Origin of the sequence: Corynebacterium sp. SA-MJD20WY100 (assembly GCF_039822565.1) — a bacterium.
GTDB classification, from domain to species: domain Bacteria; phylum Actinomycetota; class Actinomycetes; order Mycobacteriales; family Mycobacteriaceae; genus Corynebacterium; species Corynebacterium phoceense_A.
Genome location: NZ_JBCJKS010000019.1, coordinates 1 through 22,789, shown reverse-complemented (window position 1 = coordinate 22,789; position 22,789 = coordinate 1). Strand labels below are relative to the sequence as shown.

The 22,789-nt window shown below is 61.8% G+C and carries 23 protein-coding genes; 15 read left to right on the top strand and 8 right to left on the bottom strand.

The window, feature by feature from the left end; all coding sequences use genetic code 11:
• The first annotated feature begins 323 nt into the window (after window positions 1-323).
• The 8 genes from ABJ196_RS10220 to ABJ196_RS10185 all read left to right on the top strand — a co-directional run bounded on the left by ABJ196_RS10220 (window position 324) and on the right by ABJ196_RS10185 (window position 9,170).
• Window positions 324-1,964: an MFS transporter gene (locus ABJ196_RS10220; protein ID WP_347306805.1), complete on the top strand. Its 1,641-nt coding sequence runs from the start codon at window positions 324-326 to the stop codon at window positions 1,962-1,964.
• A 44-nt stretch (window positions 1,965-2,008) separates the two neighbouring features.
• Entirely contained in the window at window positions 2,009-3,202 is a 1,194-nt protein-coding gene (locus ABJ196_RS10215) for a Gfo/Idh/MocA family oxidoreductase (protein WP_347306803.1), read from the top strand.
• Between the two features lie 41 nt (window positions 3,203-3,243).
• Window positions 3,244-4,251, top strand: a complete 1,008-nt coding sequence (locus ABJ196_RS10210) for a sugar phosphate isomerase/epimerase (RefSeq protein WP_347306801.1) — start codon at window positions 3,244-3,246, stop codon at window positions 4,249-4,251.
• 28 nt (window positions 4,252-4,279) lie between these two features.
• Entirely contained in the window at window positions 4,280-5,332 is a 1,053-nt protein-coding gene (iolC, locus tag ABJ196_RS10205; RefSeq protein ID WP_347306799.1) for a 5-dehydro-2-deoxygluconokinase, read from the top strand.
• Window positions 5,333-5,354: 22 nt separating this feature from the next.
• The gene (locus ABJ196_RS10200) at window positions 5,355-6,251 is read left to right on the top strand and encodes an aldolase (protein WP_347306797.1); all 897 of its coding nucleotides are present in this window, start codon (window positions 5,355-5,357) and stop codon (window positions 6,249-6,251) included.
• A gap of 35 nt (window positions 6,252-6,286) precedes the next feature.
• Window positions 6,287-7,201 carry a 5-deoxy-glucuronate isomerase gene (iolB, locus tag ABJ196_RS10195; RefSeq protein WP_347306795.1) on the top strand — a complete coding sequence of 305 codons (915 nt, stop codon included), beginning with the start codon at window positions 6,287-6,289 and terminating at the stop codon, window positions 7,199-7,201.
• A gap of 63 nt (window positions 7,202-7,264) precedes the next feature.
• On the top strand, window positions 7,265-8,296 hold the full coding sequence (locus tag ABJ196_RS10190) for a Gfo/Idh/MocA family oxidoreductase (RefSeq protein ID WP_347306793.1): 1,032 nt from the start codon (window positions 7,265-7,267) through the stop codon (window positions 8,294-8,296).
• 106 nt (window positions 8,297-8,402) lie between these two features.
• Window positions 8,403-9,170 carry a GntR family transcriptional regulator gene (locus ABJ196_RS10185; RefSeq protein ID WP_347306791.1) on the top strand — a complete coding sequence of 256 codons (768 nt, stop codon included), beginning with the start codon at window positions 8,403-8,405 and terminating at the stop codon, window positions 9,168-9,170.
• Between the two features lie 79 nt (window positions 9,171-9,249).
• Here the strand turns inward: ABJ196_RS10185 and ABJ196_RS10180 are convergent, their stop codons facing one another.
• The gene (locus ABJ196_RS10180) at window positions 9,250-10,206 is read right to left on the bottom strand and encodes a 4-hydroxy-3-methylbut-2-enyl diphosphate reductase (protein ID WP_347306789.1); all 957 of its coding nucleotides are present in this window, start codon (window positions 10,204-10,206) and stop codon (window positions 9,250-9,252) included.
• Between the two features lie 87 nt (window positions 10,207-10,293).
• Here ABJ196_RS10180 and xseA point away from each other — a divergent pair, with 87 nt between their 5' ends.
• From xseA to ABJ196_RS10165, 3 genes are read left to right on the top strand one after another with little or no spacing between them, the layout of a single operon-like run.
• Complete coding sequence (gene xseA, locus ABJ196_RS10175; protein ID WP_347306787.1) at window positions 10,294-11,535, top strand: exodeoxyribonuclease VII large subunit; 1,242 nt, start codon at window positions 10,294-10,296, stop codon at window positions 11,533-11,535.
• A 32-nt stretch (window positions 11,536-11,567) separates the two neighbouring features.
• On the top strand, window positions 11,568-11,843 hold the full coding sequence (locus ABJ196_RS10170) for an exodeoxyribonuclease VII small subunit (protein ID WP_257046180.1): 276 nt from the start codon (window positions 11,568-11,570) through the stop codon (window positions 11,841-11,843).
• Entirely contained in the window at window positions 11,843-12,181 is a 339-nt protein-coding gene (locus ABJ196_RS10165) for a hypothetical protein (protein WP_347306785.1), read from the top strand. Before ABJ196_RS10170 ends, ABJ196_RS10165 begins: the two co-directional genes overlap by 1 nt.
• 57 nt (window positions 12,182-12,238) lie before the next feature.
• On the opposite strand, the gene ABJ196_RS10160 is transcribed toward ABJ196_RS10165, so the two are convergent.
• Together ABJ196_RS10160 and ABJ196_RS10155 are read right to left on the bottom strand one after the other, a co-directional pair.
• A complete protein-coding gene (locus ABJ196_RS10160) occupies window positions 12,239-12,808 on the bottom strand; it encodes a DUF4245 domain-containing protein (RefSeq protein WP_347306783.1) in 570 nt (189 codons plus the stop codon).
• Between the two features lie 6 nt (window positions 12,809-12,814).
• The gene (locus tag ABJ196_RS10155; protein ID WP_347306781.1) at window positions 12,815-13,006 is read right to left on the bottom strand and encodes a hypothetical protein; all 192 of its coding nucleotides are present in this window, start codon (window positions 13,004-13,006) and stop codon (window positions 12,815-12,817) included.
• A gap of 230 nt (window positions 13,007-13,236) precedes the next feature.
• On the opposite strand from ABJ196_RS10155, the gene glpX reads away from it, so the two are divergent.
• From glpX to ABJ196_RS10135, 4 genes are all read left to right on the top strand, one after another.
• The gene (gene glpX, locus ABJ196_RS10150) at window positions 13,237-14,250 is read left to right on the top strand and encodes a class II fructose-bisphosphatase (protein ID WP_347306779.1); all 1,014 of its coding nucleotides are present in this window, start codon (window positions 13,237-13,239) and stop codon (window positions 14,248-14,250) included.
• Between the two features lie 197 nt (window positions 14,251-14,447).
• Entirely contained in the window at window positions 14,448-15,848 is a 1,401-nt protein-coding gene (locus tag ABJ196_RS10145) for a class II fumarate hydratase (protein WP_347306777.1), read from the top strand.
• A gap of 259 nt (window positions 15,849-16,107) precedes the next feature.
• The gene (locus ABJ196_RS10140) at window positions 16,108-16,731 is read left to right on the top strand and encodes a TetR family transcriptional regulator (RefSeq protein WP_347306775.1); all 624 of its coding nucleotides are present in this window, start codon (window positions 16,108-16,110) and stop codon (window positions 16,729-16,731) included.
• A complete protein-coding gene (locus ABJ196_RS10135) occupies window positions 16,725-18,296 on the top strand; it encodes an MDR family MFS transporter (protein ID WP_347306773.1) in 1,572 nt (523 codons plus the stop codon). Before ABJ196_RS10140 ends, ABJ196_RS10135 begins: the two co-directional genes overlap by 7 nt.
• 82 nt (window positions 18,297-18,378) lie before the next feature.
• Here ABJ196_RS10135 and ABJ196_RS10130 read toward each other — a convergent pair whose 3' ends face one another.
• From ABJ196_RS10130 to ABJ196_RS10110, 5 genes are all read right to left on the bottom strand, one after another.
• On the bottom strand, window positions 18,379-18,936 hold the full coding sequence (locus ABJ196_RS10130; RefSeq protein WP_347306771.1) for an N-acetyltransferase family protein: 558 nt from the start codon (window positions 18,934-18,936) through the stop codon (window positions 18,379-18,381).
• A gap of 57 nt (window positions 18,937-18,993) precedes the next feature.
• Entirely contained in the window at window positions 18,994-19,260 is a 267-nt protein-coding gene (locus tag ABJ196_RS10125; RefSeq protein WP_347306769.1) for a hypothetical protein, read from the bottom strand.
• A gap of 109 nt (window positions 19,261-19,369) precedes the next feature.
• Window positions 19,370-20,737 carry a PhoH family protein gene (locus ABJ196_RS10120; RefSeq protein ID WP_347306767.1) on the bottom strand — a complete coding sequence of 456 codons (1,368 nt, stop codon included), beginning with the start codon at window positions 20,735-20,737 and terminating at the stop codon, window positions 19,370-19,372.
• Window positions 20,738-21,078: 341 nt separating this feature from the next.
• The gene (locus ABJ196_RS10115) at window positions 21,079-21,747 is read right to left on the bottom strand and encodes a hypothetical protein (protein WP_347306765.1); all 669 of its coding nucleotides are present in this window, start codon (window positions 21,745-21,747) and stop codon (window positions 21,079-21,081) included.
• A gap of 137 nt (window positions 21,748-21,884) precedes the next feature.
• The gene (locus tag ABJ196_RS10110) at window positions 21,885-22,601 is read right to left on the bottom strand and encodes a LysR family transcriptional regulator substrate-binding protein (protein WP_347306763.1); all 717 of its coding nucleotides are present in this window, start codon (window positions 22,599-22,601) and stop codon (window positions 21,885-21,887) included.
• Window positions 22,602-22,789: the final 188 nt, after the last annotated feature.

The window sequence follows — 22,789 nt, the reverse complement described above, 5'->3', positions numbered from 1 at the left end:
TATATTGAGACATGCCTCACCTCGAAAAAGGCCGTTTCTAAATCCGTATTTAAATAAATTCGCAGCTCACATCGCTTTACCCCCTCTTCCGCTCATTGCACACATCGTGATAGCGTCTCGAATCACGAACAAACAGAGCAACTTTGTTAGATCAAAGTTGTTGCTTGCCAGTTCGTCACTTGACTTCTTACTGAACACGCAGGTTTCACGCCCCGCCATGAAATGCGTGAGCACTCGAATTGCATATCCAAAGTTCATTCCACGTCGCCGCCCCACCATCCGGCGACGCTCCCTGACCACCGAATTTTGCAAGGAGGGATACTATGAGCGCCCCCACGACGCCTAGTCCCACTCTCAAACGACGAGAAATCCATGAGCTCGTCGAAGCCACTGATCCAAAAGGAAACAAAGTCAAAATTGGGCTTCTCGCCGCCATCACTACCATCGGCGGATTTCTTTTCGGTTACGACACCGGCGTCATCTCCGGCGCCCTGCCATACATGCATATGCCCAACGAGGCTGGCGGTCTTCATCTCACCGCATGGGAAGAAGGCCTAGTCGGAGCACTGCTTCTGCTTGGCTGCGCCATCGGTTCCTTCGTCGGTGGCCGTTTGTCTGACGCGTACGGACGTCGCCGCAACATCCTTCTACTCGCGGTCGTATTTTTTGTCGGTACCTTACTGTGTGCACTCGCGCCCAACCTCCCACTGCTCTACGTCGGCCGCGTCGTATTGGGTCTCGCCGTCGGCGGTGCATCAACAACCGTTCCGGTCTACCTCGCTGAAACCGCGCCGAAGCACATTCGTGGCTCCCTCGTGGCTCTTGACCAAGTTATGATCGTCACTGGCCAGTTCTGTGCCTTTGCGATGAATGCCATCCTGGCTTCCTCGACAGGGGGCCCGCGGGCCACGGTCGCTAACGATCCGACCGGGCAGTATGCCACAGGCGAGACCGTCGCATGGGACATGCTCGCTGGCATCGGCGGACTTACAGTCCAGGACGGTAACGGCCACATGTGGCGCTGGATGCTCGTGCTTGCGTCCATTCCTGCAGTCGCGCTCTGGTTCGGTATCCGCGTCATGCCGAACTCGGCACGGTGGCACATGGCCCGCGGAGAGGTTGTACTCGCCATCGGTCATCTCAAGCGCATTCGCACCGAAAACGATGATATTGCGGGCGAAATCGAAGAAATGGCGGCTCAGCTTCACAAGGAACGCACCGAAGAAAAACTCTCGCTTACCAAAGCCATCAAGGTCCCGTGGCTGCGCTCTATCGTCGTTCTTGGTGTGAGCATCGCAATTCTCCAGCAGCTCACCGGCGTCAACACGATGATGTACTACGCACCACGCGTGCTCCAAGCCGCCGGCTTCACGTCTGAGGCCGCCATCGTCCTCAACGTGTTCACCGGTCTCGCCTCTGTTATTGGCTCTGTCGCCGGTCTCATCGCACTGCGCAAGTTCGGTCGTCGTACGGTACTCATTACGGGACAGCTCGTACTGACTGCTGCCCTCGCCGCAATGGCAGTCGTCTTCTTCTTCGGTATTAACCCGCATCTCGATGACAACGGACTGGTCGGAGACTCCATGAACCCGGTCGTTCCCTACCTCGTCATCGCCATCATCGTCATCTTCATGCTCGCCATGCAGGCTGGCCCCGGTCCCGTCGTGTGGGTTCTGCTCTCCGAAATCTTCCCTAACAAGGTCCGTGGTGCCGGTATGGGATTCGCAGTGTTCTTAATGTGGATCGCCAATATGCTCATCACCTTGTTCTTCCCCATGCTCATCGAGGGCATAGGCGCCGTCGCCACTTACGCTGCGTTCACCGTTATCAACGTCTTAGCGCTGACCTATCACATCAAGAAAGTTCCAGAAACTTCCGGACACTCACTTGAGGAACTCGAGCACAAGTTTGAGCACGAAGGCATCAAGCCTCACTACGAGACCACAGCTATCTCGCAAAACTAGCTGCCAATCTACCGACCACCAACCACGTACCAGAAAGGCACACCATGACCTCTTCAACACTCTCCGTCGCCGTCATTGGCGCTGGCATGGCCGGCAAGACCCACGCGAACGCGTGGCGCCAAGCAACGACGGTCTACGATCTCAACTTCCCTGCGATCCGCCTCGCGACCATCGCGGACGCTCACCTTCCGTTTGCGGAGGATGCAGCGCGTCGCTACGGCTACGAGAAAGCCACCGATGACTGGCGCGACATCGCAGATGATCCCACCATTGATGTCGTTTCTATCGTTGTCGGCAACGTACTGCACCGCGAGATGGCAGAGGGACTCGCTGCGGCAGGCAAACACATTCTCTGCGAGAAACCGCTCGCAGACACGCTGGAGAACGCCGCCGCAATGGCGGAACTCGAGAAGCGCTACCCCAATCAAGTTTTCGCCACCGGCTTCACCTTCCGTCGCAATGCCTCGGTGGCCATGCTCGCCGAACTTGCACAGGACGGCACGCTAGGCCAGATCTCCCACATCGATGCCCGTTACTGGACGGACTACGGGGCGGATCCGGCTGTGCCCATGGCTTGGCGCTACCGCGGCCCCATGGGCTCCGGCGTGCTAGGCGATGTAGGCAGCCACTTGGTCGACACCGCTGAGCTCATTGGTGGGCCAATCACAGCGGTCTCCGGCGGTGTGCTCGTCAAGACCATCGCCGAGCGTCCCGCCCAAGGCGCCGCCGTCGCAGGCGGACGCGGCATCAAGGGCGACATGTCCAACCTTGAACCCGTTGAAAATGACGACGTCGCAACATTTACCGCGCACTTCGCCTCGGGTGCGGCAGGTACATTCTCCTGCTCACGCGTCGCGTTCGCCATGCCGAACACCATGCGCATCGATGTCCTTGGCACGGAGGGTTCCACTGCATGGGACCTCGAGCGCACTGGGGAGATCCTTCTGGCAGACTCCACGAGTCCTGCCGGTCGCACGGGCCAGCGGCGTATCCCGGCAAACCCAAACTTCCCATATTTCGGTAACGGCTCGTCCATGGCTTTTCCTGGCGTCGGGCTCAACCAAATCGAACAGTTCACGTACCAGGCGCACGCATTTATCCAGCAGGTCGCGGGAATCACAGGCGAAAATACGCTGCCACCCAACGCCACTTTCGCTGACGGTTACCGCGAGATGCGCATCCTCGACGCGGTTGCACGTAGCGCTGCCAACGACGGCCGACGCATCGACATCGACTAATCAACTACCTTCTCCGAAACAGAACGAAAGGACTACCGCTCATGGCCTTCACCTTCGGTGCTTACACCAACTGCTTGCCCGACCGCGGCCTAACAGAGGCGCTCGATATCGTCTCCGGCGTCGGGCTCACCGGAATCGAGCTCAACACCGGCGGATTCATCCCCTCGCCACAAGTACACGTCGATACTCTCTTGGCGTCGGCCGCCGAGCGTGAGCACTTCCTCGCCTCGATCGCAGAATCAGGTCTGGTGCTCTCTGGGTTCACGTGCTCGGGCAACCCGCTGTCTCCGCTGCCAGAGGAAGGGATCAAGCATGCAGAAGATCTGCGCAAGACAATCCAGCTGGCGAAGTTACTCGGTGTGAAAGAAATCGTCGCCATGTCCGGCGTTCCTGGTACGGATCCAGCGGCGCGCTACCCTGCATGGGTCGTCAACGCATGGAACGGAATCGACCATGAGGTCCTCGAGTACCAGTGGGAGGTCGCCACCGAATTCTGGACAGAGATCGACGAGCTGGCCCGCGAGGCGGGCGTCAGGATAGCGCTCGAGCTGCATCCACGCAATCTCGTGTTTAATCCCGTGACCTTTGAACAGTTCGTCGAGCGCGTGCAACCTACGAACATCGGAGTGAATTTCGACCCGTCCCACCTGTTCTGGCAGCAAATGGAGCCCCTCGAGTGCATTGAGCGTCTGGGCACCCACATCATCAGAGTCCACGCCAAAGATACCAAAGTCTTACCCGGCGCGCGCTACCGCGGTGTTCTCGATGTCGACTTCACCCGCCCGGCACCAGGAGATCCGAACAAGGCGGAGGTCGCCATCGGCCGCTACGTCGCAGTGCCGCCGGAGGACGCGGCATGGCGCTTTGTCGCCCTCGGCGAGTCGCACGATGTGGATTATTGGGCACGGTTCCTCACTGCACTCGCAGCCATCAATCCAGACCTCCATATCAATATCGAACACGAAGACGCCGCATACGGCCAGATTGAAGGCCTTACTCTCGGCGTGAAGACCCTATTCGCAGCAGCAAACAAAGCCGGAATCTCTTAGCCCCCATCACGAAAGGATGCACGACACTATGACGAACTCCCACATGGCCGACCAAGCACCGCGCCACGAAATCCTCACCATTGGCCGTTCTGGTGTTGACCTCTACCCGCTCGATATGGACACCAAACTCGAGGATGTCACAAGCTTCGGCAAGTTCTTGGGCGGCAGCCCCACCAATGTCGCGGTCGCTGCAACAAAGCTTGGCCACTCCACCGGTGTATTCACCGGAGTCGGAGACGACCCGTTTGGCCGCTACGTACGCCAGGAGATGGAGCGCCTCGGTGTGGACTCCCACTTTGTCGTCACCGTGCCTCAGTACAAAACGCCGATTACCTTCTGCGAGATATTCCCTCCTGATGACTTCCCGCTCTACTTCTATCGCGAGCCATCGGCGCCCGACCTCAATATTACGGAGCGAGATCTCGACCTGAAGGCTATCCGAGAGGTCCCACTGTTTTGGATTTCCGGCACAGGCCTTTCCGTCGAACCGACACGCTCGGCCCATCACCGTGCGCTCGCCGAGCGCGCAAAGTCACGAGCAAGCTCGCAGCATACCGTCTTCGACCTCGACTACCGACCAATGTTCTGGCAGTCCCAGGAAGAAGCGCGCGAACAATACCAGCAGGCCCTGCAGCACTGCACCGTCGCTGTGGGCAACAAGGAAGAGTGCTTCACCGCCGTCGGTGAGACTGAACCGGATCGCGCTGCCGATGCCCTCTTGGACTTAGGCGTCGAGGTCGCCATCGTCAAGCAGGGGCCCAAAGGTGTGCTGGGTAAGACTCGTGACCAGCGCGTCGAGGTCGCCCCCAACCTCATCACGGTCATCAATGGTCTCGGTGCTGGCGACAGCTTCGGCGGTTCGCTTTGTCACGGCTTGCTCGAGGGCCTTGAGCTTGAGGAGATTCTTACCCGCTGCAACGCCGCAGGCGCGATTGCCTCCACTCGTCTTGAGTGCTCGACGGCAATGCCGACCAACGAGGAAATCGACCTCCTCATTGACGGAGGAGACCCCAACCATGGCCGCACGCCGGACGAAATGCTTGCCGAACTCAAGAATCGTTCACCCCACAACTCCCGCTAAATCTGCAAGGAGCCCACACGTCATGACTATCTCCACGACGCGCTTTTGCTCGACCTACGACGAAATTACCGAGACCCGTCTCACTAACCCGGAGCTCATCGCGCAGCTCGCTGCACAACGTGCTCGCCGCACCGTCCACGACACCGACGGCCGCATGCTCATCGTCGCCGCAGATCACCCCGCACGCGGCGCTCTTGCCTCGGGCCCCAACGCGACTGCCATGGCAGATCGCCGCGTCATGCTCGACCGTCTGCGCGAAGCACTCGCTGTGGATGCTGTGGACGGCGTCCTTGGTACCCCGGACGTTCTCGAAGATCTGTTGCTCATGGGCGCACTCGAAAACAAGATCGTTTTCGCTTCGATGAACCGCGGCGGATTGGCGGGCAGCCACTGGGAAATCGAAGATCGTTTCACTGCCTACGATGCGTCTTCAATTGCGTCCTCGCGCTTCGACGGCGGCAAGATGCTCACGCGCATCGATCTTGATGATGACCGTACGTCCTACACTCTCGAAGCTAGCGCTCACGCCGTCAACGAGCTCGCGGACGAGGGGCTCATCGCGATGATCGAGCCATTCATGTCGAGCCGCGTGGACGGCAAGGTAATAAATGACCTCTCCACGGATGCTGTCATCAAGTCTGTGCACATCGCGCAGGGTTTGGGACGCACGAGCGCTTACACCTGGCTCAAGCTGCCTGTCGCACCTGATATGCACAAGGTCATGACCTCGACGACGCTACCTACGCTCATTCTTGGTGGTGATCCTGGCACCGCGGGTGGCGGCGAGCTTGAGGCCCAGTGGAAACAGGCGCTCGCAGAACCCAATGTGCGCGGTCTCATCGTCGGCCGCGCCCTCCTCTATCCCTCCGAGGGCACCGTGACCGACGCCGTCACACGCGCCGCAGCGCTTCTGCGCTAATCCGCACACTACGAAACGTATACGGAAAGGACACAATGACCCACCACACCGATTCCTCCGCCCACACCGATGCAAACCTCTACATTCCGGCAGGGGCATCAGCATCCGGCAGCTTCGACACCGTCGTCGACCCTCAGCAGCGCAATGACTGGACGTACACCGGGCTCCACATCGCCGCACTTAAAGGCGGCGAGAAGGTCGAGGTTCCCGCCACGGATCGCGAGACCATGGTCGTCCCGCTTACCGGAGCATGCACCGTTACTGTAGATGGTGAGGACTATAGCCTGCGAGGACGCCCAGACGTCTTCACTGCCGCGACTGACGTGCTCTACGTAGGACGTGACACCGCATTGACGGTCCACTCCGCCGAGGGCGGCCGTTTCGCACTTACCAGTGCCGTCGCGCAGAAGTCCTATCCCACCACCCTACTCAAAGCCGAGGACATCCCCGTCGAGGTCCGCGGCGGAGGCAACATGACGCGCGTTGTGCGCAATTTCGGATCCGTGGGCGCCTTTGATGAGATGGATTCCCTTATTGCCTGCGAGGTCATCACGCCATCAGGCAATTGGTCGAGCTACCCCGCGCACAAGCACGATGAGACGACGGAGACCGAGTCTGAGCTCGAAGAGATCTACTACTACGAGATTCAGCCAGGTCCTGACGGCACGCCTGGGTTCGGCTTCCACCAGACGACTTCAGCGCATGACGACCGCCCCCTCGACATCTTGAGCGAAGTTCACGCCGGCGACGTCGTGCTCGTCCCGCATGGCTGGCACGGTCCCTGTGCAGCAGCCCCGGGCCATAACATGTACTACCTCAACGTCATGGCTGGCCCTGCTGCAGTTCGCGCATGGAATATCACTGATCACCCTGACCAGACGTGGGTGCGCGGAACCTGGGAAGACGCCGGCGCTGACCCGCGCGCAGTCGCCACTGCCCACCACCACTAAATACAGACTTTTACTCCCCGCGCGGAAACAGCGCACCCCACAGTTGCGAAAGGAACAAAGACAATGACCAATCCCCTCAACCCCACAGATATCCGCATCGGCGTCATCGGCGTTGGCAAAATGGGCTCAGACCACGTCCAGCGCATCGTCGAGCGTACGAAGGGCGCGCAGGTTACCGTCATCACCGACTACTTCCGAGAGACGGCAGAAAAAGTATCAGCGACCGCACCGGGCTCCCGCGTGGTCGATACGTGGGAAGAGCTCATCGCAGCAGATGACGTGGATGCCGTCATCATCGCCAGCCCGGGTCAATTCCACAAGGATCAGGCAATTGCATGTATCAAGGCGAACAAGCCGGTGCTCTGCGAGAAACCGTTAGCCATGACTCCGGAAGATGCTTATGAGGTCGTTCAAGTTGAAAACGACCACGGAGCATCTCTTGTCTCGCTCGGATTCATGCGCCGCTTCGACGCCGAATATGTTGAGCTCAAGGACGCGCTGGATGCCGGTGAACTGGGCGAGACCATGGTGATGAACTGCAAGCACCGCAATGCTGAGGTCGGGCCTGAGTTCAAAGACGAAATGATGGTCTACGACTCCGCCGTGCACGAGATTGATGCGATCAATTACTTCTTCGGCGAGCCCATCGTTGAAGTTCAAACCATTACTCCAACTCCGAGCACGAATGCGCACCCGGGACAGCACGATCCGATGATCTTTATTTTCCGTACCGAAAGCGGCCGAATCATCACAGACGAGCTGTACGTCAACACGAAGGCAGGCTACGAAGTTCGCACCGAGATTCTGGGTTCCAAGGGCATTTCCACCATTGGTCTCGGCATCTCCCGTGTCACGACGCACCAAGCAGGCTCTCACTGGGGTGGCAACGTACCTCTCGACTTCCGTCCGCGTTTTATCGACGCCTACGACGCCGAAGTTCAAGCCTGGGTCCGCGCTATCAAAACCGGACACAATGTCGCAACGCGTTCTGCAACGGCCTGGGACGGCTACGTCGGCGCGGCAGTATGCGCCGCGGCGCACGCCTCACTTACGTCGACTACGCCAGTAAAGGTCGAGCTCAAGCCGCGCCCGTAGCATCGTACTAAATCGTTCTAGTACGCGACATCACACATAACTCCCGCTCCCCAAGCACTAGAATTTGCTTGGGGACATCCCCATGATCAGTCGAAATGGAGTCAGCATGACCAACACCACCCACGAGGGCCTCGACTCCAACCAGGTGATCTTAGATTTCGCCCCAGATCGGTCGTCGCCCATCCCGTTGTACCTACAACTAGCTCAGTCTATTGAAAACAGCATCGAATCCGGCGTTCTTCACATCGGGTCCCGTATCGAGAACGAAGTAGGCATGAGTACCCGCCTGAAGCTGTCGCGTCCCACTGTGCGTCAGGGCATTCAGACGCTCGTCGATAAAGGCGTTCTGGTGCGCAAACGCGGCGTTGGAACACTCGTTGTCGGCACGCATGTCAACCGTCAAGTGGCATTAACGTCATTGTTCGATGATCTTTCCATTTCAGGAAGAAAACCACAGACGAAGGTTCTCGAATACCGAATCGGTGCCCCCAATGTGGAAGACACCGATCGCCTCGCACTCGATCGTGGTGCACAGGTACTTGAGATCACTCGCTTGCGCTTGGTCGACAACGAGCCGCTCGCTCTCATGCACAACGTCCTCCCCGAGGATATTGCTCCTACGCGTAGCGAGCTGAAGGACATGGGACTCTACGCGGCACTGCGCTCGCGTGGGGTGCACTTTGCAGTGGCTCACCAAACCATCGGCGCCACCGTTGCTGACGCGGACACGGCATGCATGCTCAATGTCGAGCCAGGCTCCGCTCTCCTCATCATGGATCGCAAGGTACTCGCCAACGACGGCTCCATCATCGAGCTTGGACATCACCTCTACCCCGCCTCGCGTTATTCCTTCAAGACGACGCTCGTTGATTAGGATGTCTCAAACACCAGCAGCCCACGAATAAGCGGCCGTCCGGAAAACTCCGGACGGCCGCTTGCGTGGTAGAGGCATCTTACTTTACACGCGCCGGACGCAAGTCGCGCGGCAAGGCAAAAGTAATGGTCTCGGTGCTCGTGGTCACCTGCTCGACGTCGCTGTAGCCACGCTCGTCGAGGAATTCGAGGACCTCACGCACGAGCAGCTCCGGCACGGAGGCGCCACAGGTAACGCCCACGGTGGTCACGCCGTCGAGCCACTCCTCCTGGATCTCCTTGGCGAAGTCCACGAGGTGGGCATCCTTGGAGCCAGCTTCGAGCGCGACCTCGACGAGGCGCACGGAGTTCGAAGAGTTCTTGGAGCCCACAACGATCATCAGGTCGCACTTCGGAGCGATGGCCTTGACGGAACCTTGGCGGTTCTGGGTGGCGTAGCAAATATCGTCTGACGGCGGGTTCTCCAGGTGCGGGAAGCGCTCGCGCAGGGCGTTGACGATGACCATGGTCTCGTCGACGGACAGCGTGGTCTGGGACAGCCAAATGAGCTTTTCGTCCTGCAGCCAGTCCGGCAGAGCCGCGACGCCGTCGAGACCATCTACGAGGTGGGTAACCTCCGGCGCCTCACCTGCGGTGCCCTCGACCTCTTCGTGACCCTCGTGGCCCACGAGCAGGATGTGGTAACCGTCGCGATGGAAGCGCTGGGCTTCCTTGTGCACCTTCGTCACGAGCGGGCATGTGGCATCGAGCGTGATCTGGTTGCGGGCCTTCGCCTCGGCGCGCACGGTGGGCGCAATGCCATGGGCGGAGAAAACAAGGTGGGCGCCTTCGGGGGCCTCGGAAGCCTCGTCGACAAAAATGACGCCGCGCTCGGATAGGGATTCCACGACGTAGCGGTTGTGGACGATCTGCTTGCGCACATAAATGGGAGCGCCGTACTTCTCCAGTGCCTTTTCTACCGTCTCGACTGCGCGATCCACGCCAGCGCAGTAGCCGCGCGGCGCCGCCAGGAGAACATTCTTGCCAGCTTCACTCATAAAGCCCAGAGTACCGACGATCGGACAAAAACAATAGACTGGGTGAACACGCCTGTAATTTCTTCGTACATTAAGGTAGGTCACTCTATGGCGCATGCCGCGTCTTCGCCCGAGTCCCCATGGTCCGTCGCCATGGTCAACCACTCCGTCAAGGGGTGGATTGATAAGCTCGGCTACCTGTGGATCGAGGGCCAGCTTGCCCAGGTCAATTACAAGCCGCAGTGGGCTTTCGCATTCCTCGTACTCCGCGACGTCAACCAAGACAAGTCGATTGCCTTGCGCGTACCCTCCCGCCAGTTCGGCGCCATGCAGCCGCGCCCCACAGAGGGCGACCGCGTCATCATCCACGGCAAGCCCAACTTCTACGAGGGCCGCGGCGAGTTTTCCATCATGGTCGACGACATCCGGCAGGTCGGCTTGGGCGACCTCCTGGCGCGCATCGAGATGCTCCGCCAGCAGCTCGCCAGTGAGGGGCTCTTCGATCCCGCCCGCAAGAAGCCGCTGCCCTATCTGCCGCACAAGGTCGGTCTTATTACCTCGCGCGGCTCCCATGCAGAGCGCGACGTCCTCGCCGTGGCCCAGGGCCGCTGGCCACACGTCCAGTTCCGCGTGGAAAACGCCGCGGTCCAGGGCACCGAAGCTGTCAGCTCCGTCATCCGCGCGCTGCAGATCCTCGACGCAGACCCGCACGTCGACGTGATTATCATCGCCCGCGGCGGCGGCGCCGTCGAAGACCTGCTTCCCTTCTCTGAAGAGGCCCTCCAGCGCGCCGTCGTCGCGGCGCAGACGCCCGTAGTCTCCGCCATCGGCCACGAGCCGGACTCCCCCATCCTCGACAACGTTGCGGACGTGCGCGCGGCGACGCCTACCGATGCCGCCAAACGCGTCGTCCCTGACGCCGCCGAGGAGCACGCGCTCATCGACGAAGCCCGCGCCCGCATGTCCGGCGCCCTGCGCGGCTGGGTTGAGCGCGAGCGCCGCAACCTCGACGCCATCCGCTCGCGGCCCGTGCTCGCTGATCCTATGAAGCCCATCACCGACCGCCGCGACGAGCTCGACCGCAATCTCGCCCTCATTCGCCGCGATATCCAGTACGTGCTCGGCACCGAGCAGAAGCAGGTCGCGGCTCTGCGCGCGCAGGTCTCCGCGCTCGGCCCCTCCGCCACGCTCGCCCGCGGCTACGCCGTGGTCCAGGTCGTTCCGCGCGACGGCTCGGGTCCCGAGGTTGTCACGTCCTACCAGCAGTCCCCGCCCGGCAGTCAGCTGCGCATCCGCGTCGGCGACGGCTCGATTACCGCCGCCGCGATGGCCGCCCAGCCGGCAGACTAAACTCCCCCACGAACGCATATTTAAGGAGCACCATGTCCGAGAACACCTTTGGCACCGGCCAGCCGGGCCAAGACGCCTTCCCGCCCGTCGAGCAGCTCAGCTACGAAGAGGCCCGCAACGAGCTCATTGAGACCGTCAAGATCCTCGAGCTCGGCCAAATGGGCCTCGACGAATCACTCAAGTTCTGGGAGCGCGGCGAGGCACTCGCTAAGGCCTGCGAGGCCCACCTCGACGGCGCCTCCCAGCGCGTGGAGGCCGCGCTCCACCGCGCCAACCAGGACGACCAGACCGAAGAGGTCGCAGAGTAATGCAGATTTACGGCTACCCCGGAGACCGCGTCGACTTTGTGTCTAAGTCCGGCTCGGCCGGCTCGATCCTCTTTGGCGATCCGCGCTCCCTCGTCGAGGAATTCTTCGGTACCCCGCACACGGACTCCGGCGACGAGGTCACGTACTTCAACGGCTCCATCACCGTGGCTTTCGCCGACGGCAAGGTCGAGTCGATTACTGTCACCCCGGGCACCACGCGCGAAAAGGTCGAGGTCTACCTCGGCCACGACAAGCTCAACGGTCTCACCGAGCTTGCCGATGCCCCCGGTGTCTCTGCGGTCTTCTCCCCCGAGCTCACCGCGGTCACATTCCGCTAGCAGGCTTCGCTGGCGGGGCTTCGCCCGCTAGAGCTGTCTACTGGCGTGGACCGCGGATTAATTGGGAAGGGGCTGCGCCGCGACGAACGCGCGCACCAGCGCCTCATAGTCGTCATCGCTCGCCGAGCCAGTGAGGATGACGCGCTCGTCCCCCAAGTCGAAGCCCCACAGCGGGCGGACATCCGCGTCCTCAGACGCGAAGACCTGCACGTCGGTGCCATCGACGGTGCGGGAGCTGCGATCGGCGCGGTACGTGCCGTCGTAGTTTTTGAGGGCATCGTCAAGCTGCACAGAAGTTTGGGCAGCCTGGATGAAGCCGTCCTCGGCGGTGACCCAGCCGACGATGGCGGCAGTCTCACCCGCGACGCTCGAGCGGCGCGCGGAGTTGGGGGTCCAGCCTTCGGGTACCTGCGGCAGACGCAGGGCGGTCTCCGTCGTGCGCGACTCCAAGCCGAGAAAGGACTGCGCGTCCACGGGGTTTTCGCGCGCGTAATTCGTCTCTTCCGGGTTGACGGTGCACAGGCCCGTCGCGCCCACGACGACCAACATCATAATGACGACGACGCCGAGCGACAGGATCATGTCCTTGCCGCCTTCAAAGATTTTGGGTTTATCTTCAGCTGCCACGGCTACCTAGTATGGCATGCCGCCGGGGCATTGCCTAAAGCGCTCTCGCGCGGGCGAGCAGTCCTCATGAGCCGCGGCGACGCGCGCGGCAACGGCTTCGCCCACCGTCTCGCCCCGCGGTTTCTCGCGCTCGACAACGACGGCGCCCAGAGCGACACTCACGGCGAGGACAGGGCCTAGGACTTTCGCAATCATCATGGTTCCTACTGTGCCGCGGCGAGCTAGCAGCAGGCTCACGGGAGGCACCGCGCCAGCGGCCAATCCCCTGTGCGCCTCCTGTGGGCCCGTTGAACAGGCACTATCGCGGAACGGGTGTACACGCTCCCACATTCGGGGGCTCGATTCGGACGTAGATCTGGAAGAAAAGTGCAACAATACAAGGAGGTCCGTTTACTTCCGCATTTTTATTTCCAAGGAGCATCCTTTTCATGTCGGATAACACTTCGTACATGCCCGACCGCAACCTCGCTATGGAGCTGGTGCGCGTCACCGAGGCCGCCGCGCTGGCGTCGGGCCGCTGGGTCGGCCGCGGCATGAAGAACGAGGGCGACGGCGCCGCCGTGGACGCCATGCGCAAGCTCATCAACACCGTCGCCATGAACGGCGTCGTCGTCATCGGTGAGGGCGAAAAGGACGAGGCTCCCATGCTCTTCAACGGCGAGGAAGTCGGCACCGGCGAGGGCATTGCCATGGACATCGCGGTCGACCCGGTCGACGGCACCCGCCTCATGGCCGAGGGCCGCCCCAACGCGATTTCCGTCATCGCTGCCGCCGAGCGCGGCACGATGTTTGACCCGTCCGCCGTGTTCTACATGAAGAAGATCGCCGTGGGCCCGGAGGCCGTGGGCGTTATCGACATCAACGCCTCCGTCAAGGAGAACGTGGACGCCGTCGCCAAGGCCAAGGGCATCCGCCCGTCCGAGGTCACCGTCGTGGTCCTCGACCGCCCGCGCCACGAGGAGCTCATCCAGGAAATCCGCGACGCCGGCGCCAAGGTGCGCCTCATCATGGACGGCGACGTCGCCGGTGCCATCGCGACCTGCCAGGACTCCAACTCCATCGACATGATGATGGGCACCGGCGGCACCCCGGAGGGCATCATCACCGCCTGCGCCATGAAGTGCATGGGCGGCGAAATCCAGGGCAAGCTCGCCCCGAAGGACGAGGCTGAGGCGGAGAAGGCACGCAAGGCCGGCCACGATCTCGACCGCGTCCTCGGCACCAACGACTTGGTCTCCTCCGATAACTGCTACTTCGCTGCCACCGGCGTCACCAACGGCGACATGCTCCGCGGCGTGTCCTACCGTGCCAACGGCGCCACCACCCGCTCCCTGGTCATGCGCTCGAAGTCCGGCACCATCCGTTACATCGACTCCCAGCACAAGCTGGCCAAGCTGCAGGAATACTCGGTGGTCGATTACTCCGACCCGAAGACCAAGTAGTTATTCCCCGCCGCGCTTGCCGCCCCACGTGGGCACCGGCGGCGCGGCGTTTCCCCATTAGTAAGACTCGTCACACACCGCTGTGCCCCGAACCGGGATGTGTTTGTGCATACTGGTTGCTAGCAAGTGTGACTTGTCTGCGGGCACTGAAGAGCCCGCACTCCGAATCACGTTGAAGACAAAAAGGTGGAACATTCATGACTGAGTACCGCATCGAACACGACACCATGGGCGAAGTAAAGGTCCCGGTAGACGCTCTGTGGCGCGCCCAGACCCAGCGCGCAGTGGATAACTTCCCCATCTCCGGCCGCGGCCTCGAGGCTGCCCAGATCCGCGCCCTTGGCCTGCTCAAGGCTGCGTGCGCACAGGTCAACAAGGACACCGGCAAGCTCGACGCCGAGAAGGCCGACGCGATTATCGCCGCCGCCAAGGAAATTGGCGACAACAAGCACGACGACGCTTTCCCCATCGACGTCTTCCAGACCGGTTCCGGTACCTCGTCCAACATGAACACCAACGAGGTCATCGCCTCCCTGGCGCACAACGCGGGCGTCGAGATTCACCCGAACGATCACGTCAACATGGGCCAGTCCTCCAACGACACGTTCCCCACCGCCACGCACGTCGCGGCTACCGATGCCGCGGTCAACGACCTCATCCCGGGCCTCAAGGTCCTCCACGAGTCGCTGCTGGCCAAGGCCAAGGAATTCGCTGACGTCGTGAAGGCGGGCCGCACGCACATGATGGACGCCACCCCGGTCACCCTCGGCCAAGAGTTCGGCGGCTACGCCCGCCAGATCGAGCTCGGCATCGAGCGCATCGAGGCCGTCCTCCCTCGCCTGGGCGAGCTCGCCATCGGCGGCACCGCCACCGGTACCGGCCTCAACACCGCCGCTGACTTCGGCGCCAAGGTGACCGAGGAGCTGAAGAAGCTCACCGGCCTGGAGCAGCTCAAGGAGGCTGACAACCACTTCGAGGCACAAAGTGCCCGCGACGGGCTCGTCGAGTTCTCCGGCGCCATGCGCACCGTGGCCGTCTCCCTCAACAAGATCGCCAACGACATCCGCCTCATGGGTTCCGGCCCGCTCACCGGCCTCGCCGAGATCCACCTCAAGGATCTGCAGCCAGGTTCGTCCATCATGCCGGGCAAGGTCAACCCGGTCATGGTCGAGTCCGCCACCCAGGTCGTCGCACAGGTCATCGGCAACGACGCTGCCGTCGCCTTCGGTGGCGCCTCCGGCCAGTTCGAGCTCAACGTCTACATCCCGATGATGGCGCGCAACGTCCTCGAGTCTGCCCGCCTGCTCGCCAACGTCTCCCGCGTCTTCGCCGACAAGTGCGTTGACGGCATCACCGCCAACGAGCCGCGCATGAAGAAGTTTGCCGAGTCCTCCACGTCGATCGTCACGCCGCTCAACGGCAACATCGGCTACGAGAACGCTGCCAAGGCCGCCAAGCACGCGCTCCACGAGCACATGACTGTGCGCGAGGCCGTCATCGACCTCGGCTTCGTCGACGGTAAGAACCTCACCGAGGAAGAACTTGATGAGAAGCTCAACGTTCTCACCATGACCAACCGCGACCGCGACAACTTCTAAGCCGCTTCGCTCCAAGCCCCAGCAGGTTTCTTTCCTGCTGGGGCTTTTGCTATGCCTGCTTCGCTGGCTCTGACAGCGGCAAAGTGCATTTTCGCCGACAAGGCGCCTTCCCCGCGCAGATTCCCAGCGCTTCGTCGGGCAAAAAGTCATCCCCGCGCCGTCTGCCCTATGAGCCAGGGCACTCTCGAGCCCGTCAGTTCGCGAAAATCACCCACTTTGCACTTGGTGCAAGTTTGCACCGCGTGTAAAGTTGCACCCTGTGCAAGAAGAACTAACGCTACGCGAGCAAAAGCGGCTCGCCACCCGCGACGCCATTGAGGACGCCGCCACCAAGCTGGTGGACGGGCGCGGCTTCAACGACGTCACGGTGGAAGAGATTTGCGAAGCAGCGGGGATTTCTCGGCGCACATTTTTCAATTATTTCGATTCCAAGGACGCCGCCGTGCTCGGCGGCCCCAGCAAGGAATTCACGGAAGACGTTCGACAGCGTTTCCTCACCGAACCCACGGACAACGTCCTCACCCTCGCGCTCCACGTCGTCGAGGCACACATGGTAGGACATCATCGCGACACGGTTGTCGCGGAGCGCCGTCAGCGCATCGCAACGCAACCGGAAGCCGCCATGGCCTCCATGATGCGCAAGCGTGAGAAGGTTCACGAGCTCATGCGGCTGATCGAGCAGCGCCTCACCGCTGAGCCGGAGCTCCAGCGCCTGCCGGACTCGTCTCCTGCGACGGAAGCGATGGTTATCGCCTCCTTCCTCCGCGAAGCCTTGTGGCTCGCCCTTGCCGGACCGGACATCGATTGCACTGAGGCCCTCGCAGACCGCCTCCACGGCGCGCTGCATCTTTTTACTGATTACGCGAAAGGAATCCAATGGTAGCTACTACCGAACCGGTTGCCCCGGCTGAAGGCAAGGCCCGGGCTAATAACCTCGGCCTGATTTTCTCTGCCCTGGTCCTCACCATGTTGATGAGCTCCCTGGGCCAGATGATCTTTTCCACCGCGCTGCCCACCATCGTGGGCGAGCTCGGCGGCGTCGACCACATGAGCTGGGTCATCTCGGCCTTCCTCGTCACCATGACCATCGCCATGCCGATCTCCGGCAAGCTGGGCGACATGATGGGCCGCAAGTGGTTCTACATCGGCGGCATCGCCGTGTTCGTCATCGGCTCCGCGATGGGCGGCTTCGCCCATGCCATGGGCCTGCTCATCGCAGGCCGCGCCGTGCAGGGCTTCGGCGCCGGCTTCATGATGATCTCCTCCCAGTCGATTATCGCTGAGGTCACCTCCTCCCGTGAGCGCGGTAAGTTCATGGGCATCATGGGCGGCGTCTTCGGCCTGTCCTCCGTCCTCGGCCCGGTCCTCGGCGGCTGGTTCACGGACGGCCCGGGCTGGCGCTGGGGCCTGTGGATGAACATCCCACTGGGCATCATCGCCATCATCGTGTGCACGCTCGTCCTGCACCTGCGCGTCGGCGAGGCCAACATGAAGCGCTTCGACTGGCTCGGCGCCACCTTCATCGCGCTTACCACCGCCTCGCTCATCCTCATGACCACGTGGGGCGGCACCGAATACGAGTGGTCGGATCCGATCATCCTCGGCCTAGCCGCCGTGGTTATCGTGGGTGCCATCGTCACCGTTCTCGTCGAGGCGAAGGCCAAGGAACCGCTCATCCCGGTGCACCTGTTTAAAAACCGCAACATGGTCCTTACCACTGCGGCCGGCACCGTCCTGGGCTTGGCCATGTTCGGCGTCCTCGGCTACATGCCGACCTACCTGCAGATGGTCCACACGCTCACCCCGACCAAGGCGGGTCTCATGATGATTCCGATGATGGTCGGCCTCATCGTGACCTCTACCGTCGTCGGTTTCATCATCGCCCGCACCGGCCGCTACAAGGTCTATCCCATCATCGGCCTCGTGATTACCGCGGGTGCCCTGTACTGGATGTCCCGCCTCACCGTCGAGACGACCCTTGTCACGCTCGGCTTCGAGTTCCTCGTGTTCGGTATCGGCCTCGGCTTCGTCCAGCAGGTCCTCGTTCTTATCGTTCAGAACTCCTTCCCCATCGCCTTGGTGGGCACGGCGACTGCGGCCAATAACTTCTTCCGTCAGATCGGCTCCGCCGTCGGTGCGTCCCTCGTGGGCTCGCTGTTCATTCACAACATGAAGAACGAGCTTGCCGCCAACATGCCAGCCGCCATCAAGGAGATGGGCCCCGCCGGCGCCGAGTACGCCAAGCAATTCGCTGAGCAGAGCTCTGGCTCCTCGCATCTAACCCCGGGTCTCGTGGCGCAGATGCCGGAGACCATCCAGCACGTCATCCTCTCCGCCTACAACAATGGCCTCACCCCGGTTATCCTGCTCATGGTTCCGATGGCCATCCTGGCGCTCGTCCTCGTCCTCCCCCTGCGCGAGGAACACCTCAAGGAAACCATTTCTTAAATCTCTGCGCTATCCTTTCGCACGAAGGCCGCCTGCAGCACTGCTACAGGCGGCTTTTTTGCTTGCTTTCCGATGCCCCCTTTTAAGAGGCTGGCTTCTCCCCCGGCTTGGGCAGGAGCAGCTCATAGACTGCCGTGTCACGCCACTGGCCCGCGAGCTCGCCGTAGGTCATCTTCGCCAAGTGGGAGTACGTGCCCACCTTTTGGAAACCGCGCGAAATGTGCAGGCCTGCGGAGCCTTCGTTCTCCGGGAAGATCCACGCGTGGATGGCCCACTTGTGGAGCTGCTGGCACACCTCGATGAGCTTGTCGAGCAGCGCGCCAGCGATGCCGCGGCCGCGGGCGTCTGGGTGCATGTAGATGGAGTCTTCGACCACGCCGTGGAAGACGCTGCGCGACGAGATAGGAGCGGCAGAGACCCAACCGAGGATCTTCGAGTCATCATCCGCTTCCACCGCAACGAACACGCTCGCCGCGATCTTGGAACGCTGGAACTGTTCCAGCGTGAGAGCCTTGGTCTCGTACGTCGCGTGCCCGGTCTCAAGGCCTTGCTCGTAGATGGCCTTCATCTGCGGGTAGTCCTCAAGCCGGAACGGACGCAGCACGAAATCCTTGCTACGTGTGGTGTCGTTTGCTGTCATGGCGATCCATTATTCCGCACACCCCCGCGCCGTGCATAGTGACATTCACTCTCGGTTTTAGGACGACGCCCTAAACAGCGTGTGGTACTGGGGTGTATTGATGGCGTTGAAGAAGATATCGGCGATGGCCACGAAGCCAAGCGCCACCGCGAATCCAATCGCGACGTCGAACGAGACGTTCTGCGACGAGAGATCCTTGCCTTCCGAGGAACCCGAGACCTCAATCCCGGCGTTGCTCGAGGTATTCGGCTGGGCAGCGTTCGCCACGGGGGTGGCGAGCAGCGCGGCGGCAACTGGTACGGCGATGAGCTTCTTCAAGCGCATGTGCATAGACTCCCTTGGGATGGATGGGGCGCACGGCCTGACAGCAGTGCGCGGCTAGGCTCTCCACCCTAGCCGCTCCACCGCCCACGCGAGAAGTGGGAACCGTTGCTTAGCGGCCGTCCTCGAGCAGGTCGGTCACGAGCTCGGCGATGGCCGAGCGCTCCGAGCGCTGCAAGGTAACGTGGGCAAAAAGATCATGGCCCTTGAGCTTTTCAATCACCGCTTGGACGCCGTCGTGGCGGCCCACGCGCAGGTTATCGCGCTGCGCGACGTCGTGTGTGAGCACGACGCGGGAACCGCGGCCAAGGCGGGAGAGCACGGTGAGCAGCACGTTACGCTCCAACGATTGGGCCTCGTCGACGATGACGAAGCTGTCGTGGAGGCTGCGGCCACGAATGTGCGTGAGCGGCAGGACCTCGAGCAGCTCACGGTCCTGGACTTCCTCGATGACATTGACGGAAACCAAGCCCTCGAGAGTGTCATAAACGGCCTGGCTCCACGGGTTCATCTTCTCGCTTTCGGTGCCCGGCAGGTAGCCGAGCGACTGGCCGCCGACCGCATACATGGGGCGGAAGACGACGATGCGACGGTGCTCATTGCGTTCCAGGACCGCTTCGAGGCCAGCGCACAGCGCAAGCGCGGACTTGCCGGTGCCTGCACGACCGCCGAGCGAGACGATACCGACGTTGGGATCCGCAAGAATGTCGAGCGCCACGCGCTGTTCCGCGCTGCGTCCCTGCAGGCCGAAGGCGCCGACGTCGCCGCGCACGAGCTGCACCGCACCGTCCGCCGTCACGCGGCCGAGCGCGGATTGCCCCGCCGCGTTGAGCCGCACGCCGCAATGCACGGGCAGGTCCGCCACCGGCGTGCCGTCGTCCGTGTCCACGTCATCGAGAAGAATCGAGCCTTCGGCAAAGAGAGCATCGATATCCTCCGGCGCCACCTGCGCCGTCGCCATACCGGTGTAGCCGGTGAGAACGACGTCCTGGGCGTGGTACTCATCGGCGTCGAGTCCCACGGCGCCCGCTTTGACGCGCAGCGGCACGTCCTTGGTCACCAGCGTCGTGTCCTTGCCTTCGTGCGCGAGGTTGAGCGCGCACGCAAGGATCCGGTGGTCGCCCTCCGTGCCGCGGAACGCTGCCGGCAGCAGAGACTGATCCTGATGATTGAGCTCGACGCGCACGGTGCCGCCGTCAGTGTTGACAGGCCCCGGCTCGTCGAGGCGTTCGTAGGTTTGGCGCAGGTCTTCGAGCATGCGCAGGGCCTGGCGTGCGAACCATCCCAGCTCGGGGTGGTGGCGCTTGCCTTCCAGCTCGGAGATGACGACGACAGGCAGCACGACGTCGTGCTCGGCGAACTTCCGCAGTGCCCAGGGATCGGACAACAAAACGGAGGTGTCGAGGACGTAGGTCTTGGTGCGCTGCGCGGTGGCAAAGGCAGACTCGACGCCGCTGGCGCCACTATCTTCGGTGCTCAAGGTGGCTGTTTTAGCGATATCGCTATGGAACATGACTTTATGGGCTTTCCTAGGTTATGGTCACGCTCGCCGCAGGTGACCCACGGCGTCGCTTCGCGTGGTGCTCGCCGGCCCGATAACCGCATCACCGAACCGGTTGTCCCCCACCGTAAGCACGCAAGGTTACAAATTACAGCGATGTAAGTGAACAGCGCGTAACCTTTCGCCCGCCCTTGCACATCCGCGCATATCTACCCCACGCGCCCCAGCCGCCACCGAAGCATCCCCCAAGACGCCACAAGCGCCGACTCATTCGAGCCGGCGCCGGTGTGCCTGTCAGCGGTCGTCGCGACCGCGCACGGTTACTTCTTCTGAATATCGGCCGCGAACTCGCCGCTTTCGCCCTTGACCCACTTCACAGTGGCGTTGGTGAACTCCTGGACCCAGCCTTCGCCGTCAGAGACGGCTTGCTCCGGAGACTCCGGAAGACCCAGGGACTCCAGGCCGCCCTCGGACTCGAAGGTCTCGGCAATCTTGCCGATAACCGGGACGGACTCGCCAGACTCGTTGTTAAAGGCCAACAGCTTATCCTTGGCGAAGGTGGCGACAGAGCCCGCGTCAGAGTTGGTGATGTTCTGGATGTCGTCCATGGACATACCCCACTCGGAAGCCTTGCTCTCCAGCGCGGAGGCGAAGGCGGCCGGGATCTCGAACTCGCCAGCGGCGGTGTTGATGGTGGTCTTCTCGCCATCGGCAGCGCCCTCAGAACCCTCAGCACCGTTAGTCTCGGAGCCTTCAGCCTCAGAACCTTCAGCGCCCTCGGAGGCGCCAGCGGACTCGGAATCCTTCATGGAATCCTTGGCGCTATCAACCGCGGAGCCAGCCGCGGCAGTCGCCTCGTTAGCAGCAGAGCCTGCGGTATCCTTTGCGGTATTCGCGGCATCCTCGGCGTCCGAGCCACAGGCGACCAGGCCGATAGCGAGGGAAGCAGTAGCGATACCGGCAGCGACGCGACGAGCGATGGTGTTCATGAAGAAATGTCCTTTCATTAGGAATCTTTATGTTTGGACCCGCTTCTATAAGCAACGGCGTCTGTCACCGACCCTAATCGTACGTTCAGCAAATCCTCAAGATACTCTCAATCGAATTTGCCCACACAGACGGACTTTTACCGCCGTTTGCCCCGCTGAGAGCCTTTCTTTCGTTTTGATAACGTTTGCTGAGATACCGCTTTCTTGCCCTTACCGACACCTGTCCGGCGCGCTTGCTTCGCCAATGATTTTTCGCGCGCAGACTTTTTCTTCGTCTCCGTGCGCGACGAGTTCGGCGTACGCCCACGGGCGATTCCAACGAAGTCCTGAATGACTTCGCCATCATCCTCCTTGCGCCACACAAGGGCGATGAAGGTGCGGGGCGTGGGGGTGGAGAGGGCATCGGCAAGCGCGAGGGGCACGACCTGGCGCTTGGAGAGCACCTTGAGCAGCGGGCGCGGGGCGACGACAATGCCGACGTTGGCCGCGACGATCTGAAGCGCGTCGCGCACGGCCTGCACGTCCACGACGCCAGTGTCCGGAATCCGGTAGTTGACAATCTCATCCGCGACATCCGCGGGGTTGACCGTCTCCCCCAACTCCGCGAGGATATGATCCTTCGGCACCGCGATGCCTGGGGCCTCGTCATAGAGGCGCACCATGTGGAACGTGTCATCGATGCGGGGATCCCCCGCTTCCGGCACGCGCGCGAGTGCGAGGTCCGCGGAGCCGGCGAGGACGTCCGCGAGGGCGTCATCGGCATCCGCCGTGGCGAGCTCATGCGAGGTGTACTCACGGTAGCGGGTGAACCATTTCCCCGGCTCCGTGCCGGTGGCAAAACTAAGACGCAGCATGTTCCCCAGCTTACGGGGTGCTACGGTGGGAGCCATGACTCAACCAACCAGCCAGCCGTCGGGAACTGCCATGCGCCCGCAGACCGCGGCGAAGAAGCTCGGTATTTACCTGGCTCTTCCGGTTTTAGAGTGCATTGATTTTGTGTCGGATGTTGGCGGCGTGAATCAGGCACCGCAATATGTAGTGG

Excerpts from the sequence above, each read along its gene's own strand:
- ABJ196_RS10220 (WP_347306805.1), top strand. The coding sequence starts at position 324 with ATGAGCGCCCCCACGACGCCTAGTCCCACTCTCAAACGACGAGAAATC.
- ABJ196_RS10215 (WP_347306803.1), top strand. The coding sequence starts at position 2,009 with ATGACCTCTTCAACACTCTCCGTCGCCGTCATTGGCGCTGGCATGGCC.
- ABJ196_RS10210 (WP_347306801.1), top strand. The coding sequence starts at position 3,244 with ATGGCCTTCACCTTCGGTGCTTACACCAACTGCTTGCCCGACCGCGGC.
- iolC (WP_347306799.1), top strand. The coding sequence starts at position 4,280 with ATGACGAACTCCCACATGGCCGACCAAGCACCGCGCCACGAAATCCTC.
- ABJ196_RS10200 (WP_347306797.1), top strand. The coding sequence starts at position 5,355 with ATGACTATCTCCACGACGCGCTTTTGCTCGACCTACGACGAAATTACC.
- iolB (WP_347306795.1), top strand. The coding sequence starts at position 6,287 with ATGACCCACCACACCGATTCCTCCGCCCACACCGATGCAAACCTCTAC.
- ABJ196_RS10190 (WP_347306793.1), top strand. The coding sequence starts at position 7,265 with ATGACCAATCCCCTCAACCCCACAGATATCCGCATCGGCGTCATCGGC.
- ABJ196_RS10185 (WP_347306791.1), top strand. The coding sequence starts at position 8,403 with ATGACCAACACCACCCACGAGGGCCTCGACTCCAACCAGGTGATCTTA.
- ABJ196_RS10180 (WP_347306789.1), bottom strand. The coding sequence starts at position 10,206 with ATGAGTGAAGCTGGCAAGAATGTTCTCCTGGCGGCGCCGCGCGGCTAC.
- xseA (WP_347306787.1), top strand. The coding sequence starts at position 10,294 with ATGGCGCATGCCGCGTCTTCGCCCGAGTCCCCATGGTCCGTCGCCATG.
- ABJ196_RS10170 (WP_257046180.1), top strand. The coding sequence starts at position 11,568 with ATGTCCGAGAACACCTTTGGCACCGGCCAGCCGGGCCAAGACGCCTTC.
- ABJ196_RS10165 (WP_347306785.1), top strand. The coding sequence starts at position 11,843 with ATGCAGATTTACGGCTACCCCGGAGACCGCGTCGACTTTGTGTCTAAG.
- ABJ196_RS10155 (WP_347306781.1), bottom strand. The coding sequence starts at position 13,006 with ATGATGATTGCGAAAGTCCTAGGCCCTGTCCTCGCCGTGAGTGTCGCT.
- glpX (WP_347306779.1), top strand. The coding sequence starts at position 13,237 with ATGTCGGATAACACTTCGTACATGCCCGACCGCAACCTCGCTATGGAG.
- ABJ196_RS10145 (WP_347306777.1), top strand. The coding sequence starts at position 14,448 with ATGACTGAGTACCGCATCGAACACGACACCATGGGCGAAGTAAAGGTC.
- ABJ196_RS10135 (WP_347306773.1), top strand. The coding sequence starts at position 16,725 with ATGGTAGCTACTACCGAACCGGTTGCCCCGGCTGAAGGCAAGGCCCGG.
- ABJ196_RS10130 (WP_347306771.1), bottom strand. The coding sequence starts at position 18,936 with ATGACAGCAAACGACACCACACGTAGCAAGGATTTCGTGCTGCGTCCG.
- ABJ196_RS10125 (WP_347306769.1), bottom strand. The coding sequence starts at position 19,260 with ATGCGCTTGAAGAAGCTCATCGCCGTACCAGTTGCCGCCGCGCTGCTC.
- ABJ196_RS10115 (WP_347306765.1), bottom strand. The coding sequence starts at position 21,747 with ATGAACACCATCGCTCGTCGCGTCGCTGCCGGTATCGCTACTGCTTCC.
- ABJ196_RS10110 (WP_347306763.1), bottom strand. The coding sequence starts at position 22,601 with ATGCTGCGTCTTAGTTTTGCCACCGGCACGGAGCCGGGGAAATGGTTC.